28 protein-coding genes and 1 pseudogene (1 of these 29 cut by a window edge) are annotated in these 26,377 nt (G+C 47.9%); 10 read left to right on the top strand and 19 right to left on the bottom strand.

Translation table 11 applies throughout. The features are described from left to right. Nucleotides 1-10: 10 nt before the first annotated feature. The gene (locus tag MTH_RS09210) at nucleotides 11-634 is read right to left on the bottom strand and encodes an METTL5 family protein (RefSeq protein WP_048061172.1); all 624 of its coding nucleotides are present in this window, start codon (nucleotides 632-634) and stop codon (nucleotides 11-13) included. A gap of 201 nt (nucleotides 635-835) precedes the next feature. Here MTH_RS09210 and MTH_RS09205 point away from each other — a divergent pair, with 201 nt between their 5' ends. Together MTH_RS09205 and MTH_RS09200 are read left to right on the top strand one after the other, a co-directional pair. Then, a complete protein-coding gene (locus MTH_RS09205; RefSeq protein WP_010877513.1) occupies nucleotides 836-2,311 on the top strand; it encodes an acetyl-CoA carboxylase biotin carboxylase subunit in 1,476 nt (491 codons plus the stop codon). 4 nt (nucleotides 2,312-2,315) lie between these two features. Continuing rightward, the gene (locus MTH_RS09200; protein ID WP_010877512.1) at nucleotides 2,316-3,101 is read left to right on the top strand and encodes a biotin--[acetyl-CoA-carboxylase] ligase; all 786 of its coding nucleotides are present in this window, start codon (nucleotides 2,316-2,318) and stop codon (nucleotides 3,099-3,101) included. Between the two features lie 55 nt (nucleotides 3,102-3,156). On the opposite strand, the gene rtcA is transcribed toward MTH_RS09200, so the two are convergent. From rtcA to MTH_RS09170, 6 genes are all read right to left on the bottom strand, one after another. Beyond that, the gene (rtcA, locus tag MTH_RS09195) at nucleotides 3,157-4,170 is read right to left on the bottom strand and encodes an RNA 3'-terminal phosphate cyclase (protein ID WP_010877511.1); all 1,014 of its coding nucleotides are present in this window, start codon (nucleotides 4,168-4,170) and stop codon (nucleotides 3,157-3,159) included. 57 nt (nucleotides 4,171-4,227) lie between these two features. After that, nucleotides 4,228-5,361: a TIGR03576 family pyridoxal phosphate-dependent enzyme gene (locus MTH_RS09190; RefSeq protein WP_010877510.1), complete on the bottom strand. Its 1,134-nt coding sequence runs from the start codon at nucleotides 5,359-5,361 to the stop codon at nucleotides 4,228-4,230. A gap of 13 nt (nucleotides 5,362-5,374) precedes the next feature. Next, on the bottom strand, nucleotides 5,375-5,896 hold the full coding sequence (locus tag MTH_RS09185; RefSeq protein ID WP_010877509.1) for a TIGR00288 family NYN domain-containing protein: 522 nt from the start codon (nucleotides 5,894-5,896) through the stop codon (nucleotides 5,375-5,377). A gap of 83 nt (nucleotides 5,897-5,979) precedes the next feature. Continuing rightward, nucleotides 5,980-6,306: a hypothetical protein gene (locus MTH_RS09180; protein WP_010877508.1), complete on the bottom strand. Its 327-nt coding sequence runs from the start codon at nucleotides 6,304-6,306 to the stop codon at nucleotides 5,980-5,982. Between the two features lie 217 nt (nucleotides 6,307-6,523). Further along, complete coding sequence (locus tag MTH_RS09175) at nucleotides 6,524-7,303, bottom strand: DUF6282 family protein (protein ID WP_010877507.1); 780 nt, start codon at nucleotides 7,301-7,303, stop codon at nucleotides 6,524-6,526. Next, nucleotides 7,296-7,964 (bottom strand): FumA C-terminus/TtdB family hydratase beta subunit, encoded by a 669-nt coding sequence (locus MTH_RS09170; RefSeq protein WP_143485798.1) that lies wholly within the window; start codon nucleotides 7,962-7,964, stop codon nucleotides 7,296-7,298. The genes MTH_RS09175 and MTH_RS09170 overlap by 8 nt, the downstream gene beginning before the upstream one ends. A gap of 218 nt (nucleotides 7,965-8,182) precedes the next feature. On the opposite strand from MTH_RS09170, the gene MTH_RS09165 reads away from it, so the two are divergent. Continuing rightward, nucleotides 8,183-9,994, top strand: coding sequence for a DUF2070 family protein (locus MTH_RS09165; RefSeq protein WP_010877505.1), 1,812 nt, complete (start codon nucleotides 8,183-8,185; stop codon nucleotides 9,992-9,994). A 67-nt stretch (nucleotides 9,995-10,061) separates the two neighbouring features. On the opposite strand, the gene MTH_RS09160 is transcribed toward MTH_RS09165, so the two are convergent. After that, nucleotides 10,062-10,355: a DUF5379 family protein gene (locus MTH_RS09160; RefSeq protein WP_010877504.1), complete on the bottom strand. Its 294-nt coding sequence runs from the start codon at nucleotides 10,353-10,355 to the stop codon at nucleotides 10,062-10,064. Nucleotides 10,356-10,554: 199 nt separating this feature from the next. Between MTH_RS09160 and rqcH the strand changes: the two genes are divergently transcribed. Next, on the top strand, nucleotides 10,555-12,513 hold the full coding sequence (rqcH, locus tag MTH_RS09155) for a ribosome rescue protein RqcH (protein ID WP_048061171.1): 1,959 nt from the start codon (nucleotides 10,555-10,557) through the stop codon (nucleotides 12,511-12,513). A gap of 154 nt (nucleotides 12,514-12,667) precedes the next feature. Here rqcH and MTH_RS09150 read toward each other — a convergent pair whose 3' ends face one another. The 6 genes from MTH_RS09150 to MTH_RS09125 all read right to left on the bottom strand — a co-directional run bounded on the left by MTH_RS09150 (nucleotide 12,668) and on the right by MTH_RS09125 (nucleotide 18,311). Beyond that, a complete protein-coding gene (locus MTH_RS09150; RefSeq protein WP_048061170.1) occupies nucleotides 12,668-14,794 on the bottom strand; it encodes a dolichyl-diphosphooligosaccharide--protein glycosyltransferase subunit STT3 in 2,127 nt (708 codons plus the stop codon). Between the two features lie 134 nt (nucleotides 14,795-14,928). Further along, on the bottom strand, nucleotides 14,929-15,216 hold the full coding sequence (locus MTH_RS09145; protein WP_010877501.1) for a Zn-ribbon domain-containing protein: 288 nt from the start codon (nucleotides 15,214-15,216) through the stop codon (nucleotides 14,929-14,931). Further along, entirely contained in the window at nucleotides 15,200-15,568 is a 369-nt protein-coding gene (locus MTH_RS09140) for a DUF2073 domain-containing protein (protein ID WP_010877500.1), read from the bottom strand. Before MTH_RS09140 ends, MTH_RS09145 begins: the two co-directional genes overlap by 17 nt. A gap of 9 nt (nucleotides 15,569-15,577) precedes the next feature. Beyond that, a complete protein-coding gene (locus MTH_RS09135) occupies nucleotides 15,578-16,198 on the bottom strand; it encodes an Era-like GTP-binding protein (RefSeq protein WP_010877499.1) in 621 nt (206 codons plus the stop codon). A 23-nt stretch (nucleotides 16,199-16,221) separates the two neighbouring features. Further along, nucleotides 16,222-16,914 carry a metal-dependent hydrolase gene (locus MTH_RS09130; RefSeq protein ID WP_010877498.1) on the bottom strand — a complete coding sequence of 231 codons (693 nt, stop codon included), beginning with the start codon at nucleotides 16,912-16,914 and terminating at the stop codon, nucleotides 16,222-16,224. Continuing rightward, a complete protein-coding gene (locus MTH_RS09125; protein ID WP_010877497.1) occupies nucleotides 16,914-18,311 on the bottom strand; it encodes a hypothetical protein in 1,398 nt (465 codons plus the stop codon). Before MTH_RS09125 ends, MTH_RS09130 begins: the two co-directional genes overlap by 1 nt. Before the next feature lie 148 nt (nucleotides 18,312-18,459). Between MTH_RS09125 and MTH_RS10280 the strand changes: the two are divergent. Continuing rightward, nucleotides 18,460-18,635 (top strand): annotated as a pseudogene (locus MTH_RS10280) (class III signal peptide-containing protein). 15 nt (nucleotides 18,636-18,650) lie between these two features. Here the strand turns inward: MTH_RS10280 and MTH_RS09115 are convergent. Then, nucleotides 18,651-19,199, bottom strand: a complete 549-nt coding sequence (locus MTH_RS09115; protein ID WP_048061169.1) for a hypothetical protein — start codon at nucleotides 19,197-19,199, stop codon at nucleotides 18,651-18,653. Between the two features lie 161 nt (nucleotides 19,200-19,360). On the opposite strand from MTH_RS09115, the gene MTH_RS09110 reads away from it, so the two are divergent. Then, entirely contained in the window at nucleotides 19,361-19,546 is a 186-nt protein-coding gene (locus MTH_RS09110; RefSeq protein WP_048061337.1) for a Flp family type IVb pilin, read from the top strand. Between the two features lie 12 nt (nucleotides 19,547-19,558). Beyond that, nucleotides 19,559-19,732 carry a class III signal peptide-containing protein gene (locus MTH_RS09105; RefSeq protein ID WP_083750464.1) on the top strand — a complete coding sequence of 58 codons (174 nt, stop codon included), beginning with the start codon at nucleotides 19,559-19,561 and terminating at the stop codon, nucleotides 19,730-19,732. 34 nt (nucleotides 19,733-19,766) lie between these two features. Here the strand turns inward: MTH_RS09105 and MTH_RS09100 are convergent, their stop codons facing one another. The 4 genes from MTH_RS09100 to MTH_RS09085 form a co-directional block, all read right to left on the bottom strand. Continuing rightward, entirely contained in the window at nucleotides 19,767-21,785 is a 2,019-nt protein-coding gene (locus tag MTH_RS09100) for a dolichyl-diphosphooligosaccharide--protein glycosyltransferase subunit STT3 (protein ID WP_010877494.1), read from the bottom strand. After that, a complete protein-coding gene (locus tag MTH_RS09095) occupies nucleotides 21,782-21,991 on the bottom strand; it encodes a hypothetical protein (RefSeq protein WP_048061168.1) in 210 nt (69 codons plus the stop codon). The genes MTH_RS09100 and MTH_RS09095 overlap by 4 nt, the downstream gene beginning before the upstream one ends. A 6-nt stretch (nucleotides 21,992-21,997) precedes the next feature. Continuing rightward, nucleotides 21,998-22,525: an inosine/xanthosine triphosphatase gene (yjjX, locus tag MTH_RS09090; RefSeq protein WP_048061167.1), complete on the bottom strand. Its 528-nt coding sequence runs from the start codon at nucleotides 22,523-22,525 to the stop codon at nucleotides 21,998-22,000. A 99-nt stretch (nucleotides 22,526-22,624) separates the two neighbouring features. Beyond that, the gene (locus tag MTH_RS09085) at nucleotides 22,625-23,119 is read right to left on the bottom strand and encodes a phosphopantetheine adenylyltransferase (protein ID WP_048061166.1); all 495 of its coding nucleotides are present in this window, start codon (nucleotides 23,117-23,119) and stop codon (nucleotides 22,625-22,627) included. Nucleotides 23,120-23,310: 191 nt separating this feature from the next. Here MTH_RS09085 and MTH_RS09080 point away from each other — a divergent pair, with 191 nt between their 5' ends. The 3 genes in view from MTH_RS09080 to MTH_RS09070 are tightly spaced (at most 34 nt apart) and all read left to right on the top strand, a layout consistent with a single transcriptional unit that may run on beyond the window. Beyond that, a complete protein-coding gene (locus tag MTH_RS09080) occupies nucleotides 23,311-24,816 on the top strand; it encodes a radical SAM protein (protein WP_010877491.1) in 1,506 nt (501 codons plus the stop codon). A gap of 34 nt (nucleotides 24,817-24,850) precedes the next feature. Next, the gene (gntC, locus tag MTH_RS09075; RefSeq protein WP_010877490.1) at nucleotides 24,851-25,975 is read left to right on the top strand and encodes a guanitoxin biosynthesis PLP-dependent (S)-gamma-hydroxy-L-arginine cyclodehydratase GntC; all 1,125 of its coding nucleotides are present in this window, start codon (nucleotides 24,851-24,853) and stop codon (nucleotides 25,973-25,975) included. Beyond that, nucleotides 25,968-26,377 carry the start of a cation diffusion facilitator family transporter gene (locus tag MTH_RS09070; RefSeq protein ID WP_394295910.1) on the top strand. The gene runs 496 nt beyond the window's last position, so 410 of the gene's 906 nt are visible here — the first part of the coding sequence; the start codon lies at nucleotides 25,968-25,970; its stop codon lies off the right edge, out of view. The genes gntC and MTH_RS09070 overlap by 8 nt, the downstream gene beginning before the upstream one ends.

The following is a 26,377-nucleotide window of genomic DNA, read 5'->3' as shown; positions in this document are numbered from 1 at the left end:
CCAGAGAACATCAGAACACAACCCTCAGGATGACCACCCCTACGGAGGCAACCTCCATCCTGTGGAAGCTGTAAGTCCGGGGTATAGGGAACTCAACCCTGAATCTGTGGGTGACGGTACCCCCAAGCTTCCGGTAGTAGTTCCTGACAAAGTCCTCGGAACCAGCCATGTGGAAGGAGTAAACAGTCCGGGCAGTGGCTGCCGCTGCATCCATGAAGACCCTGTCAGCACCCCTCTCTGCCCTCTCCTGGGAACCGAATGGGGGATTCTGAACCACCGTGTCAACCATCCCTGGTAAGGCATCATGATGGCGGATGTCCGCCTCAATGAACCGGATGTTACCAAGACCCAGTTCCCCGGCAGCAGAACGTCCGGCCTCAAGGGCCCCTGAATCAATGTCAATACAGTAGACCATCTCTGCGCCCAGCAGGGCTGCTCCAATACCCAGGATACCTGTACCGCACCCAAGATCAGCCACCGTCTTTCCCTCTATATCACCCATTGCCCTGGCTGCCCAGAGGACCTCTGCAGCGATCCCTGGAGGGGTGAGGTACTGTTCAAGGCCCGGGTCAGGGTCCGGGTGGGCTGGAACCTTCTCAAGCAGCATCTCAAGATGTCTCTTTCTCCTTATCATGTTACCTCTCAAGCAGCATCTCAGGGCTCATCCATATCCCCCAAGATACCTCCTTCTCTCTCCTATCTACTATCAATGCAAACCCGGTTACCGTAAGTCCCCATGTCATCCACATGGCAGTTACTGTAACTCAAGTGGTATGCTTAAAAAGAGGTTCATTCAATATACTATATATCTGTTAAAACTTCAAGGTGCAGTTAGATGTTCAGTAAAATCCTTGTTGCAAACCGTGGTGAAATAGCAATAAGAGTTATGCGTGCCTGCAGGGAACTTGGAATAAAGAGCGTGGCTGTTTACTCTGAAGCAGACAAAAACGCCCTTTTCACAAGATACGCCGATGAGGCATATGAGATAGGAAAACCAGCCCCATCACAGAGCTACCTCAGGATCGACAGGATACTGGAGGTGGCCGAGAAGGCAGGCGCCGAAGCCATCCACCCGGGCTACGGTTTCCTCGCAGAGAACCCCCGCCTCGGAGAGGAATGTGAAAAACAGGGAATCAAACTCATAGGTCCCAAGGGCTCAGTTATAGAGGCCATGGGGGATAAAATAACCTCAAAGAAGCTCATGAAGAAGGCCGGTGTACCCGTGATCCCCGGTACCGATCAGGGCGTCAGTGACCCTGATGAAGCCGCCAGGATAGCTGATTCCATAGGTTACCCCGTCATTATAAAGGCATCTGCAGGCGGGGGCGGGATCGGTATGCGGGCTGTCTACGAGGAGGATGAACTCATAAGGGCCATGGAGTCCACCCAGTCGGTGGCTGCATCAGCCTTCGGGGACCCCACCGTGTACATCGAGAAGTACCTTGAAAGGCCACGGCACATCGAATTCCAGGTCATGGCAGATGAATCAGGCAACGTGATACACCTTGCAGACAGGGAGTGCTCGATACAGAGGAGGCACCAGAAACTGATAGAGGAGGCACCGTCCCCCATAATGACACCGGAACTCAGGGAGAGGATGGGATCCGCTGCAGTTAAGGCCGCTGAATATATAGGCTATGAAAACGCAGGTACAGTTGAGTTCCTTTACTCCAACGGGGACTTCTACTTCCTTGAGATGAACACCAGGATACAGGTGGAACATCCCATAACAGAGGTTATCACAGGAGTCGACCTTGTCAAGGAACAGATAAGGGTCGCCTCCGGAGAGGAACTTCGCTTCACCCAGAAGGATATAAACATCAGGGGGCATGCCATCGAGTGCCGTATAAACGCAGAGAACCCCCTTGCAGATTTCGCGCCAAACCCCGGTAAGATCACAGGTTACAGATCCCCAGGGGGTATAGGTGTGAGGGTTGACAGCGGCGTTTACATGAACTATGAGATACCCCCCTTCTATGATTCCATGATATCAAAACTCATAGTGTGGGGTATGGACCGCCAGGAGGCCATAAACCGGATGAAGAGGGCCCTCAGTGAGTACATAATACTGGGGGTTAAAACCACCATACCCTTCCACAAGGCCATAATGAGGAACGAGGCATTCAGGCGAGGCGAACTCCATACACACTTCGTTGACGAATACAGAAGGGGTATAGACGCCGAGATGCGAAAAATCGTTAAGGAGGACCAGGAGATGGTTGAACGTCTCCAGTCAACATTTCTCCCATCAAAGAAGGTTGCCGCCATATCAGCGGCGATAGGAACCTACATGCATTCAAGGAGGGGGTGATGGTATGGTTGAAGATTATGACCCATGCGAGGTTGAGGTGGATACAGAATACATAGGCCATGAAATAAAATGCTTTGATGAGGTAGACTCAACAAACAACGTCGCAAAGAGGATGGCTGAGGATGGCGCCACTGAAGGCACCGTCGTCATTGCAAAGACCCAGTCCCGTGGGAGGGGAAGAAGGGGTAAACCCTGGATATCCCCCCAGGGAGGGATATGGATGTCGATCATCCTCAGACCCGAAGTGCACCCATCAAGGGCACCCCTCCTAACACTCGTGGCCGGCGTTGCAGTGGCCAGAACCCTCAGGGATGAATGCGGCCTCGACGTTGGAATAAAATGGCCCAACGACATACTTATAGGGGATAAAAAGGTGTGCGGGATACTCACAGAGGCCCATGCCAGGTTCAACACCCTTGAGTACGTGGTTGTCGGTGTTGGGATAGACACCAACGTTGATATCAGCCACTTCCCTGATGACCTCAGGGAGGGGGCAACCTCGATTAAAAATGAACTGAAAAGGGATATAAAGTCCAGTGAACTCATAGCAAGATTCCTGAGGAACTTCGAGGAGACATATAACTCCTTCAAGGATGGGAAGATGGATGAAATCCTGACGGAATGGAGAAAACTCTCAAAGACAATCGGGAGACGTGTTGAGATAAGAAAACAGCTGGGTGAAATCGTCCATGGAGATGCTGTTGGTATAAACAGTGAGGGGGCGCTGATCCTTGAACTTGATGACGGCACACTGCGCAAGGTCATCTCAGGGGAGTGTATACACAGATAATCTGACCCTTTGAGGGTCTGTTCCTTAAATTTGTTTTTACTGTCAGATAAAAAAATTAAAGGACCTCTATGGTTGCCGGGCCTCCACGTTCACCCTCAACCCGGAACCTTCTACCGGTTATTTTTTCTGAAAGGATTATGTTGGTCTCGGCGTGGAGTGTGAGCTCACAGGTTCTAACCCTCGAATCTCCAGTGAGAGCCATGTAGGGGATTATCTGGTCGCCCATGTATCTATCGAGGGGGCTCCCCGATTCTATGAAGCCTAAAAGTTCCCTTGCAGCCTCTGAACCGACTTTCTCAGCCCTCTTACCCGGTTTTCCAAGGGATACTGCTCCGAGCCGTGTATTACCCTCAGCCCATAGTGTTATGCCTGAACCTCTCCCCACCGGACCTGATGCATCCTCGACCATTATATCAACATCGAGACCTGCCCCCCTGAGGATCTTCATGGCTGATTCAGCCTGTCTCTCTGCCACGTGAACCGGAAGGTTCCTGGAATGGGATATGCCCCTCACAGCATGGATCTCTGACTCCTCAAGGGTGATGGGTCTGAGTTCAGATGGTTCAATGATTGCATGAACCCTGCCCCCGCCCTCAGGGTAATAACCCCTCCTGATGATTTCAATCCTGGCACTGTACCCCATCATCTCCAGGACCGGGATCGTTACCTCCCTCAGGTAGTCACAGGTTGGTGCCCACAGGACATCGGTTCCCCCTGAGACCGTTACATCAATTTCACCTTCGGAGGCTGCAGCAGCGACCATGATGGCCTGCAGGACCAGACCCGTGCTTCCGGCCGTTTTAACATCGAAGTTAAATGTCCCGCCCGTCACCCTGCCGGGGGAGAATTCAAGTTCCATTGACCCGAGCTCATCACCCCTCAGTGTCCCGTTGCTTATCCTGGCAACGGCCCTCACTGCTGTGAGGTGCTGGTGTGATAATCCACTCCTCGACCTCCTGGCCCTGATATTGTATACCCTTACACTCCTGGAGGTCACCGCCGCGAGTGCTGTGGAGACCCTCACAACAGCTCCTCCACCCTCACCCTCTGATCCATCGATAACTATCACTCGGATACCTCCCTGTCACACTTAAAAGCAGCTCATTGTGTTCTGGTCAGAGCCTGATCATCCAAGAATCAGTCTGCGCATTTTCTCATCATCATTGATGAACCCGGAAACCAGCTTTATTGCATCGTAGATCGCCTCTCTGAGGAATGAGATTTCAATCCTTCCGGCGTCCCGGGCTGCCAGATCAAATCTAAGGGTCTTTGAGGCTCCGGGCATTCCAACAGCCGGTATTGTCACTATCCCGTGCTCTGATAGGAGTATCATTGATAGGGCTGTTGAAATTTCATCCCCATCATATCCTGAACCCTGGAGGTCCTCAAGTGATGATGACTTTATAATGAAACCCGTGGGTGTCTCCTCAACCTCGGGTCCCCTGAAGTCCCTGAGGAACTCCTCCTTCCTTTTAATGGCATCCCTGATTTCTGATGGCTCAAATTCCTCAAGGGCCCGGACCATTGCAGCGACCAGTGGGGGCTGGGCCTCAAGTCCGAACTGGTAGGCCTTTGACTTAACCCTCTCAATAAGTTCTGCCCTTCCTGCCATCAGCCCACCCCTGGGGCCATGCATCAGTTTATCCGTGCTTGTAACTGCAAGGTCTGCACCCAGGTCACAGGCCCTCCTCTGGCCGTAGAGGACCGTCCTCAACCTCGCACCGGATGCATCATCCACGAGGACCGGGATACCGGCATCATGGGCTATTTCAATGACTCTGACAAGATCAGATTCCCCAACAACCCTGTGATCCATTGTTGACCCGGTTACAACTACGAGGCTCGTATCGGCCGGGGGCTTCTCTGTGAAGTCCTCTGTTTCCTGGTAGCCAGCAGATGCCAGTTCAGTGCTTCCCGGGACTGATGGGTGTGATGGTAGCTCGGGGAGGTAGTGAAAAACTGTGGAGCCGGGTTCTGTGAGTGCCAGTACAGCTGCAAGGATGGCGCTGCTTGTCCTGTTGAATGCTGCAATCATCTCCCCTCCCATGTGCTCTCTTCCAGCTTCCTGAAGTTTCTCCTCAAATATGGCAGGACCAACATAGGTCTCAATGAGGTCCAAGTCCTCTTCTTCAAGGGGGAAACCTCCTGAAAGGCCTGTGAGGTCATAGATTCCATCCCTGCCATGCTTCTTCATCTTCTCCCCTATAATTCGGAGGGCGTGTTCTCTGCGTTTAACCTCATTGACGGGGTCTTCAAGCATGGATTCACCTGTTTCAGTCTTCTTCCGGAGTAGCCCTTTTTTTCCTTGGCCTGCTGTTCTCTGGTTTGAGTATTATGGCGTGGTCTGCGGAATTCTGGAGTGCCGCACTGAAGCCTGGTTCTGCACCTATCACGATGGTGTCCTTCCCGTTCTCCTTTGCCTTGTTTATTATTGGTAGAAAATCAGCGTCACGTGTCATGAGGGCTATTATATCAATATTAGGGTTGTATATCAGTTCCATGGCCTCAACAGCCATGTAAACATCGGTGTCCCATGCCACAACAATTGGTGTAAAGCCCTGGTTAACAATTGCCTCTATGAGTTTATCTGATGCGTACTGGTTGAGAAGGACCTTTCCAACACGCATATTACCATATTCTGACATTATCTGCCTTACAAGATCCAGGTTAAGGCTGAATTCCTTTCTGAGCATGTTCGGGCCATCAACAAGGAGGCCTATATTTTTTTCCCCACCCTCCTTCTTCTTGATGGGAATGTATTCCTTGAGGGAAGTTAGTTTCTCAAAACTTCGCATGGTATTGAATCCTCCAGTTAAAAAATTTAATCATAATAATTATTGAAGTTATTATAAATAAATTTTCTTAAAAGTAGAATTCTTCACTCTATTTCCAGTGAGAGTTCATCCTCAAAGAGATCCCTGACAACCTCCAGGGAGTCTCCCTCGAGCTTCGTGATGGCCCCCTCGTCCCCCTCATTGTAGTAGTACTCTGCCTTACTGCTTGCGCCCTCATCGTTGAGGTAAAGGAAGAGTCCATCATAGTACCTTTCAGGGTTAGCTGATGGCAGAAATATTTCGATCCTTACGAGAATTTCAGAGCCACATATACTGTTATAGAAGCTCTCACGTTCCTCTTCATTCTTTAGAAGTTTTTTAAATTGATTTATCCTCTTCTTAAGTTCCCTATCTATCTTCTCAGCAGACATTATATCACTCGCACAGTTATCTGAAGAACAAGTTGTTCACCCTTGATCCAATTCACAATATATAATTTTGCATGTTCTAGATTCATGGCTCTGACTGTGCTGGCAGTCTATGAATCACATTATTTGCAGGCCCGGTCCCCTCTCTGGCTCATTAAAGGAGAGCTATGATATGAGCCTGAAGGAAGATCATACAGACCACCTCACCTAAACGGAATAGTTATGATATGAGCCTGAGGGGGTTCTCCCGGCACATTATCCTCAGGTCCCGGTCACTGAATCCATGCTGCCTCATGAGGTATATGAAATGTTTCATCCCCAGAATGGGTGATGGGTTGTGGCCCTGGCCAAAGTCAGTTGCCAGTATGCACCTTCGCACCCCAACATACCTTACAGCCCCGGCTATTGATTCAAAGTCAAGGCCGTCATGGCGTGGCATGCAGGCCACAAGGCAGTGCTCAAGGTAGGCCCTCCTTGACATCTCCCTCTGCTCCTCGGGGGTGGCCCCGACAACTCCGGTGAGGGGATGGTTTATGATGATCCTCCTGACCCCGTGCTCGGCTGCGAGGTCAATTACGCTGAATATCTCATCTGGTTTAAGGTGACCTGTACCAAGGACCATCTCATGCTCGGCGACGGCTGAGAGTACAGCATCGAGGTCACCTCCAGCCCGGCCCGCAGATGTCGTGGGTAGCCAGACAAATTTTCCACCCATTAAAGCTGCGGCCTCCACAGCATCGGGGTTGAGACCACCCACTGGAGTGTTGAGGGTAACCCCTCCAATAACCCTCATACCAGTGACCTCCGATGCGAGTCTAGCCCTTCCAGCGGTGGGTTCAGTGTGGCTCTTTATCACAACGGCCTCCATGCCCTCATCAAGTGCAGCGTGTGCAAGTTCCAGGTCGTTCATTATCCTCTCCTTCACATCCGGGGCCGTGTGCACATGGGTGTCCACCAGACCGGAAAGTTCAATGTCCTCTGAGAGGCTGAAGTCAAACATCAATCCACCTGCCTCTTCCACATGAGATACCTATGAGAATCAGGGGCTGGGACATGATTCCGCTACTAATCGAGGAGTTTCTGGACCTCAAGGTCATGGCTGGCCTCCTCTGTATTATAGAGCTGCGCCCGGTGGAGTCCATGGCAACTATGAGGGGTCCGAATTCCTCCACCTCGAGCTCCCAGATCGCCTCAGGCACCCCCAGGTCAAGCCAGTGAACTGCCCTTATGCCCTTCACGGCTGAGCCATAGAGGGCTGCGCAGCCCCCGACAGCGGCAAGGTAAACTGCCCCGTACCTTCTAAGGGCGGATCCTGTTCGATCATCCATCCCCCCCTTACCTATAACTGCCCTCACGCCAAGCCCCAGGACCTCCGGCTGGAAGGGGTTCATCCTGCCGCTGGTTGTGGGTCCCACAACAACAAGTTCTGCCTGGGGGTCCCTGATGGATTCAGCTGTGGTGTTAGGCTCCTCGTTGAACCTTATTATCGGTCCCGCATGGAATATCACAGAACCCTCAATATCAAAGGGAGCTCCCCTCTCAAGGATCCTCTTATGGGCCCTGTCACGGGCTGTGAATATCCTCCCATTTATGTAGACCACGTCACCCACACGGAGTTCAGTTACCTCCTCAGAAAGTGGTGTTTCAAGTTTAATCTCCATGAAAAACATCTCCTGCCCTCAGTAGATAAGGCTGTGCACCATGCACAAGGACACCGAATCACGAGTTCGTGCCATCGAATATTACAAGATGGATCAGATTTTTGGCACTTAATCATGAGTTCGTGCCATCGAATAAATTTAATAGGGATCAGATTTTTAAATATCTTTCTCCAGTATTAGCCTGGCTGATTGCCAGAGAGATCAGTATGAGGTAGAACATGTCAAGTACGAAGAATGTGACTGACCTTTCAAAGTACATCATGACACTCCCTGAAACCGAGATATCCCTCCTCTCAATGATATTCATCAGTTTCATTGTGGGTGCCATCGGGTTTCTCATAGACCTTGTCCCGGGGTCAAGCAACCTCCATGACATCCTGTATGGAGGTGCAAACGGAGTCCTTGTCCTTGGATTCACATCCATCATGGCGGGTGCAATCACCCAGCCCTGGGTCAATTCACTGGGCGGCAGGAAGATGAAGATGAAGCAGTCCATGTTCCTTGCATTCTTCTCAATGCTCATCTTCTCAATTATCTACCTGGGGGGATGCCTGGCGTCATCCATCCTGAAAAGTGACCTCATACTGGACTCAATAATAATTGCCTCTGCAGTTATATTTGGATTCCGTCTTCTGGTGATCTGGGGAACCTCAAACATAAGTTTCACCAGTTCCACGCTGATATCATCTGTCCAGCCCCTCCTGATTGTGAGCATGAACGTGGTTGTCGCGGTTCTGAGCCTCACAACCAACGTTGGTTACTTCAGTGTCATAGGATTCTTTCTGAAGATGCTGGTGGCCTCAGTCATACTGATACTCGCCATCTACTCCTTCGTCATGGTGGTTGAGTCTCCAATGCGAAGAAACCTTGGTGTGGGGTCACTGGAATTTCTCAGCCTCTTTCTCTCCCATATAACCGAGGACTCCCCTGAACTTGAGAACATATTCAGTGAAATAGGGGAACCAGTTGATACCCTCGCAGGGGTTGTGGCCTTCAGAAGGGGGTCCGATGTGAAGGCCATCCTGATAAGCCCCTCAGTGCACCCCGGCCCCATAGGTACAATTGGCGGGGCTAACATGCCCACCATACTCTCAGGCAGATTCAGTGAATTCACCATGGTTGCCCATGGCCCCTCAACCCATGACTTCAACCCTGTATCGATTAAGGAACTTGAAAAGGTGGAGGCTGCTGTGAGGGAGGCCCTAGATGATATGGAATACCATGAAACTGCCAGTGAGTTCAGGCGCTACACAAGAAACAGTGCCAGTATCGGTGTACAGTTCTTTGGGGAGGGTATGCTTATGCTTGCAACACTGGCCCCGGAGGGCTTTGATGATATAGAATTCGGTGTTGGGCTCTCCATGATGAACCTTGCAAGGAGTAAATGCGGCTCAGAAAACGTGGTGGTGGTGGACTGCCATAACTCCTCCCAGGGGGAAACAGGCCGGATACTTGCAGGTAACCCTGAAATGTTTGACCTCCTTGATGCCGTTGAGCTGGTTGAATGTCCATCAGATTACCACAGTCTGCGGGTCGGATGCGCCCGGAGGACAGGTAAGTTCTCAAAGGAGGATGGTGTGGGTGAGAGTGGAATCATGGCCATGGTGGTTGAAGCCGGGGACCAGAGAACAGCCTACATCCTCCTTGACTCGAACAACATGGTGATGGGTTTCAGGGATGAAATCAGAGAGGAGATCATGAAGCTGGATGTGCATGAGGCAGAGGTCATGACAACCGACACCCACTTTGTAAACACCCTCTCAGGGGGTCACAACCCTGTGGGTAAACAAAAAAGAGATGAAATCAAAAATGAGATCGTCATGACGGTTTCAGATGCCCTGGACGACCTTGAAGAGGTTAGCGCCGGTTGCAGGGTCGTTAGAATAAAGGGGCTCCACACCCTTGGACCCACCAACTCCACTGAACTCGTATCAACCATAAGCTCAATTGTTGCAGTCAGCCGGCTGATAGCACCCCTCATATTCGTTCTCGCAATTATATTCGTATTTGCCTGGGTATTCTGGGCTTAAGAGGTGAGCAGTTACTGTCATTGAACTGAAGTTCTAAAATTTCTCACCTTTAGCCTTCAGGATGCATTTATGGGGTTATTGTTGTTGAGGTGATGAGTATGGCCCATACAACAAACCATATGAAGAAAAATGGGACTATACCGCTCCAGAGCCACCCCTTAAATCCTCCGACTTCATCCTTCCCGAATAGCCTTTCAGCAATATTTCCAACAATGAGAAGTATCACAAGACCCGCGAAGGTTCCTAGGGCCTGATTTTTCCCAAAAACCGCTATTGAACCATTAGAAAGATAGAATGACACTACTGCAGCCACTATACCTGCAGGAACGTGGAGAGCTGTCATTTTGGCCTCAATATCCATTTCAAAACCTCCAGATAATTATTCTGTATCCGGTTTAAATCAAACCATACAGATGATATTATTGGTCCATGGTTAATATACTTAAACAGATTGAAGATCTTCAAGAGGGGAAATGTGAACATACTTAAACCACTGGAGATATAGAGGAATGCAGACCTGATGTTTTACAGACCACTCCTTTTCCCATGAGGTGTTATATATGAAGACAATGTCAAACGTTGATGTTTTCGCAGTTACCAGTGAACTGAATGAGATGCTGAGGGGTGCCAGGGTCGATAAGGCCTACCAGCCCCTGAGGGATACCGTGATCATAAGGTTCCATGTGCCAGGTGAGGGGAGGGTTGACGTGGTTATGCAGGCCGGTGTGAGGATCCACCGGACAAACTACCCCCCACAGAACCCCAAGGTCCCCCCATCATTCCCCATGCTACTCAGAAAGCACCTCAAGGGAGGCGTGGTGAGGGAGGTCAGACAGCACGGCTTCGACCGGATAGTCGAGATAACCGTTGAGAAGGATCAGGAGTACACCCTCATGGTTGAACTCTTTGCAAAGGGCAACATAATACTCCTGAACCAGCAGAGGGAGATAATACTCCCCCTGAAAAGGAAGACCTGGAGTGACCGGAGGATAGCGTCCCGTGAAATCTATGAGTACCCTCCATCAAGGGGCATCAACCCCCTGGACCACGACCCCTCAGAACTTGAGGACATACTGATGAACTCCGGGGCTGACCTCATAAGGACACTTGCAAGGAACGGGTTCGGGGGCCTCTATGCCGAGGAGATAGTCCTCAGGGCGGGCCTTGACAAGAACACTCCATGCAGCAATCTCACCCCTGATGATATAAGGAAAATTGATGCTGCAATATATGAAACCTTCAAACCCCTCAGGGAACTTGATCTGAAGCCCCACATCATAGGAGATGGTGAAGACGTCCTCCCCATCGAACTCAGGGTATACAGTGGAAGGGAGAGAAGATACTTTGAAAGCTTCAATGACGCTGCAGACGAGTTCTTCAGCTCCATCTTCAGGGAGGAGATAAGGAGGGCCCATGAGGAGGAGTGGGAAAGGGAAGTTGATAGGTTCAGGAAGAGGCTCCGGATTCAGAGGGAGACCCTTGAAAAATTCAAAAAAACAATAGAGGTCTCAACAAGGAGGGGTGACCTCCTCTATGCGAACTATTCCCTGGTGGAGGAAGTGCTTGCCACCATAAGGAGAGCCCGTGAAAAATACTCATGGGATGAAATCAAAAATATAATAGCTGACGCACGTAAAAGGGGTCTTCCAGAGGCCAGTAACATCACCGAAATCGACAGGATGGGGAACATAACAATATTCCTTGATGGTGAGCCAGTAAGGATTGATTCAAAGCTTGGAGTCCCCGAGAATGCAGAGGTGTACTATGAGAAGGCCAAGAAGGCCAAGAGAAAGATAAAGGGTGTTATGACCGCCATTGAGAAGACCGAGAAGGAAATTGAAAGGATTGAGAAAAAGAGGGATGATGCCCTCAGGAACATCATGGTTCCCAGGAGGAGAGTTAAAAGAAAACTGCGCTGGTTTGAGAAGTTCCGCTGGTTCGTATCCTCTGATGGTTTCCTGGTGATCGGTGGAAGAGACGCCGGAACCAATGAGATGGTTGTGAAAAAACATATGGAACCCCGGGATATATACCTCCACTCAGACATCCACGGAGCCCCATCCGTTGTTATAAAGACTGAGGGGAGGGATGTCCCGGAGACAACCATACAGGAGGCCGCAGTTTTCGCGGCTTCATTCTCAAGTGCCTGGACCCGCGGATTCACATCACTGGACGTTTACTGGGTCCACCCTGAGCAGGTCTCAAAGACACCCAGATCCGGAGAGTTCGTTGCACGTGGTGCCTTCATCATAAGGGGGTCCAGGAACTATCTGAGGGGTGTTCCCCTCAAGATAGCCATCGGGGTGGTTGACTATGAGGGTGAGAGGATCATGAGCGGTCCTCCCTCTGCCGTTAAAAGAATGACAGAAAAGTTTGTTACCGTGAAGCCAGGTTACACAAAAAAGGAGGCCCTTGCAAAGGCCATAAAGTCAAGGGTCGATGATGAAAATCTATTCCCCCTCGAGGACTTCATAAGGAACCTTCCACCCGGGAAGGGGGATATAGTTGAGGATGACTGAAATTAGTGAGATATTATACAAAGTTTAACTCAAAATCATGGAAGGAACTCGGACTATAAGAAAGAGTCTGTGTCTGGTAACTAAATCATTCAGAAAGCTGTGTGTTAGCTTAGCAAATCATTGCAGTTAGGGAATGATAAATGCTACTGTAGCTTCACCTCACGGTCCATATTATGGTGGAATTATTCTTGTATATTGGTTTAATATGTTCTGTTTCTTCTTTAAGGATTACAAGTTTTACAAAGAGCGAATCCTGGAATCTTTTATCTACTACGATGGCCTGGTTTTTGTCCAGGAGCACTATTATTGAGAAATCGCTTTTACCGTCACCCTCTATTACCCTCTTAAAGTTTCTATATTTTATTATAGTGGTGTATGGTTTCCTGTTCTCCCATGAGGCCCCGCTGGTCAGGTCAAATTTAACATCATTGGAGTAGTATCTTATCTGGCCAGTATCATTTGATGAACCTACATAATAAATGTAATCATAGCCCCTGGACCTGTTAAAGTCCCAGAATCCATAATATATGTACCAGTGCCCCCATTTTATCATGTCATCCTTTGTCAATATTATGAACGGTTTATTGGTCGGGTGGGTATATGAGAGAAGCTCCCCAGTGAATCCTGGATCAATCCCATACTTTTCTTGAAGTGTTTTTTCTGCATATATCCTGTTAACGCCAAGTATATCATCCAGTATGGTTACTGTCAGGCTTGTATTCCCGGTTCTGTTGTTGAGTAGTTCTACAGCCTTGTTACCACTCGTGGATAGCATGCTAAAGATGCCAATAGATAAGCTCTCGTTATTAGTTGCGAATGCATGATAAACCCAATAACTTCTGGGAGTGCTTGGGTTCATCCCACCATCCATGAGCACCGGCCTTTGTGAAAATGTTGCAAGCGGATGTCCATAACCCCATTCTGTAATTACGACGGTATCCATAGAAGTTTCGTTTTTGATCCAATAGGAGGCTGCTACAAAATCATCGTCGACAATGGGCACAAATTGTATCTCGTATGCCTGTATAAATGAAATTGTGGATAACATTACCACCAGAGATAATATGAAAACGTTCCCGGATCTACGTAATCGCATGGATGGTGAACCTTTAAGATAAGAAGCCATAACTCCCATAAGTAATCCAAGGAATATTATAAGTGGAGGTATGACTAATAAGGCAAAACGTGTACTTAAAGAATACGCTGCAAGACCTATTATAAGCCATATGCCAATTAAGATGAAAGGATACCAGCTAAAATCTGGAAGATGAACCCTCTTGATTTCATCCCTTAACATGATACTCCCAATGATCACGAACCCAAATAAGCCAATACCCATATTTACCGGCCCAGGCAATGATAAAAATTCATCAAAGGTTGGAGCACTTAATTCAGATATTGATTCGAAGATTCCTGGCCAACCACCAGCACTTAATGATTTAAATGTGAATTTGAAAAAAGTTGGAAAAATTAAAGCATACCCTAAGCGTCCAGCTAATCCTATAATAAGCAATGAAATTATAACAAAAACTGCAATTTTCCTGGAAAAGCCCATCACTGCCTTTCCTTTAAGCTTGCATAATGTCATATACAATATGCTCGATATTATTATTATGTAGAAAATGTATGCCCAACCATTCCATGAAAGTGAAAGGAGGGCGAGTGAGAAAGATGATAAAAGAAGGGGAAACATATAGTTGTTTTTCGTTTCGGTAGCCTTTAAAAGAAAGAAAATGACAAGTAGGGGGAAGATTATATTAAACATGTCAGTATCAAAGAACCCTGGCACAGTCCGGGAGAAGTAGACTGGCGCCAGAACTAATAATACGCCGCTTAAAAGCCCTGGAAGGTCACCAGCATACCTCCTAACCATGAAGAACATGACAATCCCCGCTAATGGTCCTATGATTGCAGGCAGCCAGAAACAGGTTTCAATGAGGCTGAAAGGTATGAAAAGATTAATAAAATTGTGAAATAACAAGGAAATCCATAATATTAACGGAGGGTAATTCACTCTATTACCTGGAGGATAATTACTGTGGAGGTCCCATGGGGTGCCGTTTATTATTTTATCCCCCGGGTGTCCATGGTCTAATATGTTGGCGGTAAGACGGTAGTTATAGTAGGAGTCAGGTTCGTACATGTAGGGTAGGCCGTTTTCATCAGTGAAGTAAGCCCTATCTGCAGTGTTCATGCCTTTGAGTTCTGCTGTCTCGATCCTTGAAAAGAAACCGATAGAGAATATTATCAGGATAATAATAAAAGTTTTTAGTTTATCCAAACTGTTCACTCCTATAACGAGACATTCTGGACTGAGAATTCTTTGGAATCACTTTAGATATGGATAGTTCTTTTTAGATTCTTTGGGGCCTCTATAGAATGGTAATAGTCTGTTAATCCAGGTAAAGCTTAATACTACTTAACCTTCCTCTTAAGATTCTTTTTAAGCAGGAAGTTCAGATCAATGAAGTACTTACCCTCCTCATCTGAGACAATTATCGAGTCATCCTCAAGGAGTGATGTGAGGTTAACCTCATATATTCCATTCTTTTTAACCATTATGGTCTCAATGGGCTCCCCTCTGGGTTCGGGATCTTTCCTCTCAGCCACATACCTGAAGTACCTGCTTCCGCACTTCGGACAGCCATTCATGAGCTCCTCTGAGGAGCTGAACCTGGCACCACACTTAATGCACTGATGCACCGGAATCACCGATCTCGGCAATCATTGAAAGGAAGTTGGACTTCCTCTTGACCGTCTTCATAACATTGGCAGGCCCTATTATGGTGAGCCCCACCGTCCTCCTCTTTGAAAGACCCATGAATGCCTTCTCATCCTTTTCAAGTGTGTATATGTCTATACCGACAAAGTTCTCAACGTCGATCTCCCTCATGGTCGTCTCTATGAGTTCTGCCTCCTCTGATGGAGAGAGGCTGCCCTCAAGTACCAGTATGTCCCCATCCTTTACACGGTCTATGATCATTGAGATCTTTTCCATGCTGCTTTTATCTTCAAGAGCCTTTGATGAAAGGAAATCCATTTTTAAGCCATCCATTTTAACTCCTCATCTGAATTTTTTAACCATTTCCATGTAAAGGTCCTCTGTTTTCTCACCGTGCAGTGCGGATATGGGGACGACTGTGTGCTGGGGAAAGACCGATACGATCCTCTCAGGTGAGGAATCAGGAAGGTCTATCTTATTGGCAACTATCAGGAAGGGTATCTTCCTTGCCTCCAGGTTCCCTATTATGGTTATGTTCGCCTGTGTCAGGGGATCCTGTGATGAGTCCATTACAAGTAGAACCCCTGTGACATCGTCCAGCCATTTTATGGCCTCGATTATGCCCTTTGTGGCCTCCTTTGCCCTTTCCTTGGCCTCGGGTTCTGATAATCCAAACTCCAGGAAGTTCTTGTAGTCAACCTTGGTGGCTATCCCCGGGGTGTCGATGATATCAAAGTCAAGTTCGGCGCCATCCTTTTTTATGGTTACCTTCTCCTTCTTGTAAACAGTCCTTGTCTCGTGGGGTATCTCTGATGTTAAACCCAGTGGTTTTCCAAGCCAGTCCTCACACATTCTGTTGGCCAGGGTTGTTTTACCTGAATTTGGGTGACCATAGAGTCCAATCTTAAGTTTCTTGTTCCTTCCAAGCAGTTTATCCAGGAAGTTTGTGAAAAAATTTGCCATCCTATCACTCTTTCCTTGATTAATCAGTATTCATAGAATCCTCCGACATCGAGGATGACGACCTCTGTACCGGGGGATGTCCTTTCAACAAGTTCAGCAAATATTTCGGGGTTCTGTTCAATGACGGGAAACGTATTGTAGTGCATCGGGAGAACCTTTTCAGGTTTTATCCAGCCGGCTGCCACTGCTGCATCCTCAGGCCCCATGGTGTATCTGTCGCCTATCGGTAAGAGTGCAATATCAGGCCTGTAAATCTCACCTATAACATCCCTCATATCTGCAAAAAGACCGGTATCACCGGCATGATACACCTTACCCTCACGGGTCTCAATTATAAAGCCACAGGCACTGCCTCCAGATGTCACCTCCTCTGTAAAGTCTATATCTGATGAATGCTTTGCATCAACCATCCTTATCCCTATACCATCAATGGAAATTTTTCCACCGATGTTCATCCCGGTACTTTCAAGGCCCTGCCTTGAGAAAAAAACAGATAGTTCATGGTTCGCTATCAGGAGTGCGCCTGTCCTCTCAGCGATCTCCATTGCATCGCCGAGATGGTCTGCGTGTCCATGGGTGACGCATATCACGTCTGGTTCGAACTCCTCAACTGCTGTGCTGCAGACAGGGTTGTTACTTATGAAGGGATCCAGAAGTATCCTTGTATCAGAGGATGTTATCTCAAATGCTGAATGTCCAAACCACTGAATTCTCATTAAACTCCCTCCAGATTGATTTCATTGGAAAGTTCCCATGCCTCCTCAAAGAGTTTTTTGATCTCAGAGATCGATTTTTTATCCTTGTAGATGACACCAACCTCAAAGCTTTCATATATGGGATCCGTTGATATTATAAGACCATTTTTATCATCTGCAACCGCTGCAACTGTGTGTATATGTGGCATTGTTCTTATCTGGACGTTGTTATCCATCAGGACCTTTATTAGCTCCACCGAGGCCTCATCATCCAGGCTGGCCTCCTGTATTATGAGGCGGCTCTCGGTATCCATGAACTTCTTGAGAACAGAGACATCTATATTCCGTATCCATGGATACATGAGTACAACTCTTTCCTCTGCTGCTGTAATTGTCTCCCTCATGGCATCCTGAACGTCTGAAGCATCAAATGACCATATTATACTTGGCTCACGTGTTTCGGCCCTTATTCTGTTTATTGCGCCCTTGAATGAGTCAAGGCGATCCTCAAGGAGATCTTCGACGTCATCAACGTTTTCAATGTACTCCTGTTTGAGTCTCTGGAGCCTCTCTGTAACGTAGCTGTTGTCTGCTGGTTTCCTGGAAGGTGCTGTCTTTGCAGGTGCTGGAGTTTTTTTTCTGGCAGGCTTTACCGCGGGCGGCTCTCTGGTTTCCTCGGGTTTCCTGGCCCTTCTAATCTTCGGTAACCTGAGAAACTTCCTTTTAGGCTCTTCCCTGGATGTGGGAGCCTCCTCCTCTTCCGGGACCTCCTTCTTTGGAGCGGGTCTCATGGGCCTTATGGGAGCTGGCTTTCGGGGAGGTTTCTCAGCCTCCCCAGGAGTTTCAGGAGAGGGCACCTTTTCAGGTTTTTCTGGCAATTCCCCGCCCAGGATTTCCTTAGAGAGTTCTGAAGGTTTAATCCTGGAAGCTGCGGATGGTTCTGATCCTTCAGCCCCCAAACTTTCATCAGATGTCTCTGTGACCCTGGTGGGTTTAATAGCCCGTGATTTTATTTCATCTTCAGATGTTTCAGTTCTTACAGGTTTCACTGGCCCGGGTTTCCTCTGGGTTACCTTTCCCGTGGATTTGAGTGGTTTCGGAGCTTCAGTTTTTTCTCCGCCCTTAACTATTCCAGAGACCCCGCGGGGCCTCTGGGGCTTACCGGGGCCTTCAGCCTTAACAGGAGCTCCAGCCTTTTTTATCCTCTTTTTGTCTTTTTTAGGCTCAGATTCCGCTTTTAATGATTTTAGATCTACCTTTCCAGCGAATAGAAGGGTTATTATGAGGCCAGGTACAAAGAGAATGAGTCCCAGAAAGAACATGAAGATATCAGGGGGTGTTGCAAAACCAAGGGACATGAAGTAAAGGCCAGCAAATATCATGACGATTCCAGCGATTGTGATAATCAAATATATCATTTAATGCCTCCCGCTCCCAAGAGTAACTAGTAATTACAAGTCCAGTTATCTATTTCTGCATTCATTTATAAAAGGTTTTTTAAAGTGAAGTTTTATATAATCGGCTTTCCATAAGGTAATTCATAAATCATATGGGTGGATTTCATTGATGATAGTTTTGGATGAATGCGGCCAAGGAGCCGCGAGTATATACTTCTTTTTGGTGGTGTTATTGTGATTGCGATAGCAACTCTACTGATTTACAGTCAGTACCTGAAAACAACGAATCCCCTTAATGTGGCAGGTGACCTCAACAGTGTGCGGGAGAACGTGAAAACCGGTTGAACTAGAAACGAGTAATTAAAAGTTCCCTGCCCTTATTTCAAAGTATGTTATGAGGTGCCTCAGCTGTTCAGGGGCATCATCCTCATCACTCAGGGCATAGGCGAGTTTCTGGGTTATGATCCTTTTCTGATCCTGGTCCAGGGATAGTATCTCATTCACTATCGTGCTGAATATGCCCTCAGCATCAACTCCCAGCTCCCCTGTTTTTGTCATGAATATCTTCCTGAGTTTGTTAAGAGCTGATTCTGATTCATGGAGATTCTCAGATTCAAGTTTCCTTATAAGGAGGTTCATCTCAACTGGATCCCTCTGAACAAGGCCAAATACTATTCCATCAGGTTTCAGGGACTGAACCCTCTCAACACCATCGTATACGCCAAGGTCGTAGCCAGTGACTGTTATCCTGCTGGCCTTGAGCAGCTTGAATATGGCCTCATTTATTGTTTTATCAGTGACAGCAAAGCCAATTTCAGATCTTATCCGCTCCCCCAGTTCAACCCTGCTGAGGTCCCCCTCCTGCAGAACTTCGAGTATCACCCTGTCGATGTTGTACTTCCGTGGCATCACATCACCTTTGTGATATTATGAACAAAACCCTTTAAATATGTTGATATTGATGTGAACAGAGGAGTATAACCAGCGTGTTATCCGCTAAATTTATAAGTGGATAGACACATATTAATGTAGCAAGCCAGAACTGGTGAATATTGATGGAGGTGTATAATATGAAGTTCTTAAAAGATGAAGCAGGACAGGGTGCAGCTGAATACATACTGCTCTTCGGTGGTGTAATAGTAATCGCAATAGTCGCACTACTGATCTACAGGGCATACTTCAGCAAATCAAACCTCAACGCATCTGAGGACATAAACGAAGTAAGGACCAACGTAAATACCAACGTAAATATCTAAGAGTAGATTAAATTGTTAATCGAGGAAGAGGCACAGATAAGCGCTGAAATGATATTAATCGTAGGAGCCCTCCTGGTAATAGTTATAGCCGTAGGCTCCTACATTTTCAACATTTCCGGCTCCATAGCAGGAAACATAAGCGAAGTAATCAACACAGCCCGTGACACCACGATTAACAAACTCTAAATTTTTTTAGTTAATTTTTTAGATCTAATTTTTCTTAGCTGTTTATAATGTAAACCTTTATCTGCTTATTCCTGTAGACAAGTGAGAAGTTCTCATCGTTAACCCCCATGATGAGTTCTAAAAGCAGAGACTTCCTGTATTTTCTATTAATCCTGTATGAGCCATCAGTTGTTTCAAGAACTGTAACGTTTCCAGAAGAATTGATTATTTCCTCTTCAATCACATCATCCTTAAGCCGGATCAATGAGTAAGTTCCTGCCGGCATATCACCTGAATCCCCTTTAGAGGCTATCAAACCTATCATCTTTTCAGGGACCACCACAACGATTTTTCTTGAAGTCATGGGATGTGTCATGTTCAGTATCCGCAGGGCCTCTGACTCTGAAAACCCATACCTGTGCATAAGGACGTCCATGGCACTCTCCCTATTCAGTCCAAGGATCTCATTCATTATCCTGTATGCCTGGACCTCACTGCCGGTTTGATTTTTAAGGAGGATGTAGGCATCATCCCCAGAATTTGCCAGCATCCTCAGTATGTTTAAAGAGAGGGTTCTGTTCTCAGATGAAAGGGAAAGGTTTATCCAGTAGTCCCTCGCCGTTGTTGGTATCTCTGGATCCATTGATGATCCATACCACACTCCCCTGGCGGGTAATGTCTCAATATAGGCCAGGCGCCCATCATAGACGACTGGTCTGTCAGCTTCAGACGCATAGAAGTGACCATAACTCCATTCAGTTATTATAACTGCATCACTGGGAGTGTTTTCAGCTATCCAGTGGGCAGATTCCTCAAAATAATCATTGTAACCCGGCTTTAAATCTGCGACCATGTTACCGGATATTGCAAGCTGTGCTGATACTGTAAAGATAATAAGAATAAATAAAACCCCTTTAATCCATCGGAACCTGAATTTACGTGAGCAGTCCAAAAGAATCCCTGTGAAGATCCCCGCAGATACTGAGAGGGGTGCTATGAGTATCATTACAAACCTGATACCCTCGAGAAGCATCAGTGCACCGGTAGCGATCCAGACTGATATAAAGATTACTGGAAGGCCCACTGACCCCTTTCTCCGGTAAAGCATATAATATGCAGGTATTCCAGCAGCTCCCAGTACAGTGAGTGCTGGTGAGATGTGCCCCAGAACCTTATCCATGTATGCTGGCTGAAGCTCGGCAACAGTTGTATATGAATCCGGCCACGGGTACCAGATGGATTTATCCACTAAATCATGTATATGCAATGGAGTCATGATCAGTTTAATTAGTTCAAGATGGTTGAAGAGGTTAAAAGGATAAACAGAACCATGAAGGCCGGTAGGAATGTTTCCAAGAATATTCCTTAGGGGTTTCCTGGACCCTGAAGTCAGGATTAAAATGATGAATGTTACCAGCGTCACATAGAACATCACCTGCCATCCGCTCCATGTGATGGAAAACAAAAAGAGGATAAAGCCGCCGATGGCTGATAGAGGAACCCTGTTCACCTCCCTGGCATCAGCTTCGATGAAAAGGAACAATACCGCCATAGACAACGTAAGGATGAGCATATCGGTATCGTATAATCCATAGACAGTTTTTACGAGATAAAATGGTGCGGATACCAGAAGCAAACCTGCTATGAATGCAGGAATGTCCCCCTGAAACCTTTTTACAGTGAAAAAGCATATCACACCTGCAAGTGGAGCCAGCAGAGGTGGCATGATCAGACAGACAGCCCTGAGGCTCACCGGTGCAATGACACCTGTGATAGCATGCAGGATGACGGCGAGGAGGAGGATTCCTGCAGGATAATCCAGAGGCACCCCTGGCGGATAATAGGAATGCAGGTCCCAGATTTTACCTCCAATCACAGCGTCCCCAGGGATTCCCCTAATCGCCAGATTCTCTGTGAGCCTGTAGTTATAGTATGAATCACTCTCCTGAAAGTACTGGAGTCCATCATCATCAGTGTAAAGAGGGTCATCATATCCTGCGTTGAGCATCCTTATGGAAAACCCAAAGACAAAGATCACTGCAACCAGCAGGAATGTCCGCATATACTGCCTCAAAATAATCTAACCCCCCAGACAGTTACAGATCCATACTGTATATCTTCCTGCCATCTTCCTGTATGTTCAGTGTCCTCAAAAAAGATAGATTCCTCATGGTACATGCCAAGTACCACTGCAAATTTATCAGCCCTCATGATGCCATTGAAGAATATCAGGAGCATCAGAATAAAAATCTTCAGCCTCTCATCCATGTACAGTTCCAACACCACCTATTTCAGACCATAGAGAGACGGATTCATACGGGGTATCATGGCCATTAAAACGCACTGCTCTGTGTTACCGGTCCTATCAAGGAGTCCGCCTGAAAGGAAACTCACCGCACCCCTTTTCCTGCCCAGCTCATCCACACCTGTGAGTTCATCCATTACATCACCCACCTCCCTTCCGGCGAGGACCTCCTCAACCACCATGGGAGGGTACTCAAAGCCGGCGCTGACGCCCAGGGTTATGTGTTCACCATCATAGATGGCACACCATTGCAGATCAACAAAGCCTGTGATCGTCTCAGGGACCCTGTGGAGTCCTGACTCGATACCAACACTGAGTTCACAGTCCCTGAAGGCCCTTCTGGCACGGTTCACCGCCCCCCGAACGGTTTCCTCCAGCCCCACTGGCTGATCAGGGACCCCTGATTCGACCTCAACACCCCTGACCTCAACGTTACCGTATATCAACCCGAGGACGTTCTCTGTTGCCCTCACCTTAACAGGATTCCCTGAACCAACATTGACCTTCATGTAAAACACCACCGAATCCATTTGCTCCTTTACCTGAATATGAGCCAGGTCATCATACCACACAAAGTAACATCCCATCTAAAACTTCACCGTGACCGGTCACTCCCTTCTCCTTCTAAGGGCCCCGCGTATCCTCTTTATTATGTGGCCCATGGGGTCTATCTCACCCCTCCTTATCCTGGTGGAGGATATTGGTATTCCATCGTCAGCATTCACCATGTCGATTGTTATGATGTCCAGTTCCCTGAACCCCCTATTCCTCCTTATTGCATTGATCTCACGGGCAACGGGTTCTGTCTCCCTGCTCACAACTATCGCTTCAAAGGCCTCATCTGTTACTGTAGTCCCATAGGGATCATCAAGTCTCATTACATGATAATCGGCATCCTTATCTCTCAGGTACTCCTCAAGGTTCTTCATGCGGACACTGCAGGGTTCAATACCCTCTCCCTTTGCAGCTGCAAATTCATCAGAGGTCACGCCAATCATGACAGTCTCTCCAACACGGAATGCCTCATCAAGGAGTCTCCTGTGGCCCTTATGAAACCTGTCAAAGGTGCCGCCAACTGCAACCAGTGAATACTTCCTCTTCATCGTATCATCTTTAAAAGTCAATAACAGTTAGATCAGCTGAATTTATAAATCATGCTAGACAGCGGAGATTAATGAACCTTCAACCTCACATGGTATTGCCCCATGGAGCAGTTTAAGTGCCATGAACCTAAATATAATCTCATGGAACTCCGGGAATACAATGTCATCATCAAGAACCCGAGAAGGTTGATTTGAGGGTTGCCTCATGCTACCCCAGCCCATACTCCACTGCCATGTCATCACTTGGTTATCATATTATTTACCACTTTCTCAACTCAAGGGAGGACACCTGGTGTGAAAGGATCATACACCCCCACAGACGCAGCTTTGAATCAGGTAGCCCCCTCAGGGACTTCGATGTTGTGAGCTTCACCATCCACTATGAGGAAGACTACTTCAGGATCCCGGCCATGTTCAGGGATGGTGGCCTGGAACCCAGAAGAGATGAACGCACAGGTCCCCTGGTTATAGCAGGTGGCCCCTGCATCACCTCCAACCCCCTCCCCCTCTCAGATTTCATCGACCTCTTCATAATAGGTGAAGCAGAACCCGTCCTCGACATGGTTATGGACAGGTGCCTTGAACTCGATGACCCCCGGAGAGAGATAGATGAGTTCAGGGATATAAGGGGGGTGTATGTCCCTGACAGTCCTGCGGAGAGGGTTATAGTTGAGAACATGGATGAGGCATGCCACCCTGTAAGGCAGATAGTCCCTGTAACAGATGACAGGTCCCTGACACCATCCCTAGGGAGGTCGTTCCTCCTGGGAGTTTCAAGGGGCTGTTCAAGGGGCTGCAGGTTCTGCATGTCAGGTTACCTCTACCGGCCTAAGCGTGAAACATCCCTCAGGAAACTCATTGACATCTCAGAGAGTGGCTGTGAGGCCACAGGTTACAGTAAGGTGTCCCTCATAGGTGCAGCGGCCTCAGACTACTCCCGCATAGATGAACTCTGCAACGAACTCGTTGATATGGGCCTGATGGTTTCCATGCCGTCCCTGAGGATAGAATCTGTTACACCTGAACTCATGGAGGCCCTCATCAGGGGAGGTCTTAAGACAATAACAATGGCACCAGAATCAACCATGAAGCTTAGAGACAGACTGAACAAGCCCATCACTGATAGCATGGTCTTTGAGAAGACCAGGAAGGCCCTTGAAATGGGGCTGCGTGTTAAGATGTACTTCCTGATAGGAGCGCCCGGCGAGAGCCGGGAGGACCTTGAAGAAATGGCCCGGCTCATGAGGGATCTGTCAGAGATCAGGAGGGGGCGGGTGAGCTTCAGTGTAAACCCACTCATACCGAAACCACACACACCCCTTCAGTGGGAGGGCTATGATGCACGTGAGATGAAGCAGAGGATAAGGTTCCTTGGCAGACTGGTCAGGGGGCTTCCTGTAAGGATGGGAAGTCCGCGGGGTGGTCTCATACAGCATGTCCTGTCCACGGGTGGCCCTGAAATAGGGGAGCTCATAGAAAGGGCATCCCTATCAGGGGTTCCGGTAAGGGAATGGGAGGCTCATGCCGGACCGAGAGACCCTTGTGCGAGGTTGCCCTGGCACAATATCAGTGTGGGTCTGAGGGAGGACTTCCTGATGGAAGAATACATTAAGATGAAGGATGACAGATTAACACCATGGTGTGAAGAATCAGGCTGCTACGGTTGCATGGATAGCTGCCCCTCACTCAGGCATTGAGAGAATCTTCTGAGATCAAAAATAAATAAAGGCGATGATCATGAGGAAATTTGCCTCCCGTGTAAAGGATATACAGCTTTCTGAGATAAGGAAAATATTTGAGGTTGCAGATGAGGATACAATAAACCTTGGCATAGGTGAACCAGATTTCAGTGTCCCTGATCATGTCAGGGAGGCTGTTAAGGATGCTGTTGACGAGGGCCTGACCCATTACACCTCCAACATGGGGATGGAGGAGCTGAGGGAAGCCATAGCAGATAAACTTAAAAGCGAAAACAGGGTTCATGCTGAACCAGAATCAATAATAGTGACTGTGGGTGCCAGTGAGGCCATATTCATGTGCACCCAGGCCCTCCTTGACATTGGTGACCATGCCCTCATACCTGACCCTGGTTTTCTATCCTATGATGCCTGTGTCCGGCTTTCCGGGGCAGTGAGCATACCCGTGCCCCTCAGTATGGATGAAGGGTTCTCGATGAGCCCTGAAAGGGTTGAATCACTCATCACCCAGGATACCCGGGTCATAATAATGAATTCCCCATCGAACCCAACCGGGAGCGTCATGGGAAAGGATGATGTGAAGGGGATTGCTGAGATCGCCGAGGACAATGACCTGATAATAATATCGGATGAGATCTATGAGAAGATAATCTATGATGGAAAACACTACAGTCCGGCGCAGTTTACAGATAACGCCCTCATAGTCAATGGGTTTTCAAAGACCTATGCAATGACTGGTCTCAGGATCGGTTACGTTGCCGGCTGTGAGGATATAATTGAGGAGCTCCTGAAGGTCCACCAGTACAACACCGCCTGTGCCCCTTCAATATCCCAGTACGCAGCCCTTGCAGCCATCAGGGGGCCTCAGAACTGTGTTAAGGATATGGTGGATGAGTTTAGAAGAAGGAGGGACCTTATGTTCCGTTCCCTCACTGATATGGGCCTTGAATGTGTCCTGCCCGGCGGGGCGTTCTACATGTTCCCGTATGCTGGGGACTCAGAAGAATTCACAAAGCTTTCACTTGAAGCTGGAGTTGCAGTTGTCCCGGGATCCGCCTTTGGGAATGAAGGGAAAGGTTACATCAGGATGTCCTATGCAACATCCTATGAGCTTATCGAGGAGGCTATGGAACGACTTAAAACTGTCTGTGGTGTTTAATTTGGAGGAATCTGAGAGAATACGTCTTGGAAAACGCGCCGCCTTTGCTGGTATAGGTGGCAACGTACTGCTGACATCCCTCAATTTCCTGGTCGGCATATCCTCAGGGAGTGTTGCGCTTGTTGCTGAGGCAGCCCATACACTTTCTGATGTACTGACATCTGTGATAACATATATAGGCTTCAGGATAGGGCAGCGCCCACCTGACAGGCAGCACCCCTATGGTCATGGACGGGCTGAGGCCCTTGTCGGGCTTGTTGTTGTGGTCTTTCTTGGTATAATATCCTATGAGATACTCTCTGAGGCCTACCGTAAGCTCTTCCTGGAACTGGCGCCACCAGACTACACTGCGGCCCTGATGGCTGGTTTTGGGATAATCGCAAACATTGCAATGACCACCTA

The sequence above is a fragment of the Methanothermobacter thermautotrophicus str. Delta H genome (genome assembly GCF_000008645.1).
In the GTDB taxonomy this organism is placed as follows: domain Archaea; phylum Methanobacteriota; class Methanobacteria; order Methanobacteriales; family Methanothermobacteraceae; genus Methanothermobacter; species Methanothermobacter thermautotrophicus.
The sequence above is the reverse complement of the archived record's forward strand: the minus strand, read 5'-3'. Positions and strand labels throughout refer to the sequence as shown.

Coding starts and splice junctions, on each gene's coding strand:
- MTH_RS09160 (WP_010877504.1), bottom strand. CDS start 10,355: ATGGATATTGAGGCCAAAATGACAGCTCTCCACGTTCCTGCAGGTATA.
- MTH_RS09135 (WP_010877499.1), bottom strand. CDS start 16,198: ATGGCAAATTTTTTCACAAACTTCCTGGATAAACTGCTTGGAAGGAAC.
- MTH_RS09205 (WP_010877513.1), top strand. CDS start 836: ATGTTCAGTAAAATCCTTGTTGCAAACCGTGGTGAAATAGCAATAAGA.
- MTH_RS09165 (WP_010877505.1), top strand. CDS start 8,183: ATGTCAAGTACGAAGAATGTGACTGACCTTTCAAAGTACATCATGACA.
- MTH_RS09210 (WP_048061172.1), bottom strand. CDS start 634: ATGATAAGGAGAAAGAGACATCTTGAGATGCTGCTTGAGAAGGTTCCA.
- MTH_RS09200 (WP_010877512.1), top strand. CDS start 2,316: ATGGTTGAAGATTATGACCCATGCGAGGTTGAGGTGGATACAGAATAC.
- MTH_RS09185 (WP_010877509.1), bottom strand. CDS start 5,896: ATGCGAAGTTTTGAGAAACTAACTTCCCTCAAGGAATACATTCCCATC.
- MTH_RS09130 (WP_010877498.1), bottom strand. CDS start 16,914: ATGAGAATTCAGTGGTTTGGACATTCAGCATTTGAGATAACATCCTCT.
- yjjX (WP_048061167.1), bottom strand. CDS start 22,525: ATGAAGGTCAATGTTGGTTCAGGGAATCCTGTTAAGGTGAGGGCAACA.
- MTH_RS09110 (WP_048061337.1), top strand. CDS start 19,361: ATGAAGTTCTTAAAAGATGAAGCAGGACAGGGTGCAGCTGAATACATA.
- MTH_RS09190 (WP_010877510.1), bottom strand. CDS start 5,361: ATGCTTGAAGACCCCGTCAATGAGGTTAAACGCAGAGAACACGCCCTC.
- MTH_RS09175 (WP_010877507.1), bottom strand. CDS start 7,303: ATGTTTGACTTCAGCCTCTCAGAGGACATTGAACTTTCCGGTCTGGTG.
- MTH_RS09125 (WP_010877497.1), bottom strand. CDS start 18,311: ATGATATATTTGATTATCACAATCGCTGGAATCGTCATGATATTTGCT.
- MTH_RS09170 (WP_143485798.1), bottom strand. CDS start 7,964: ATGGAGATTAAACTTGAAACACCACTTTCTGAGGAGGTAACTGAACTC.
- MTH_RS09180 (WP_010877508.1), bottom strand. CDS start 6,306: ATGTCTGCTGAGAAGATAGATAGGGAACTTAAGAAGAGGATAAATCAA.
- MTH_RS09085 (WP_048061166.1), bottom strand. CDS start 23,119: ATGAAGAGGAAGTATTCACTGGTTGCAGTTGGCGGCACCTTTGACAGG.
- gntC (WP_010877490.1), top strand. CDS start 24,851: ATGATCATGAGGAAATTTGCCTCCCGTGTAAAGGATATACAGCTTTCT.
- MTH_RS09140 (WP_010877500.1), bottom strand. CDS start 15,568: ATGGATGGCTTAAAAATGGATTTCCTTTCATCAAAGGCTCTTGAAGAT.
- rqcH (WP_048061171.1), top strand. CDS start 10,555: ATGAAGACAATGTCAAACGTTGATGTTTTCGCAGTTACCAGTGAACTG.
- MTH_RS09115 (WP_048061169.1), bottom strand. CDS start 19,199: ATGCCACGGAAGTACAACATCGACAGGGTGATACTCGAAGTTCTGCAG.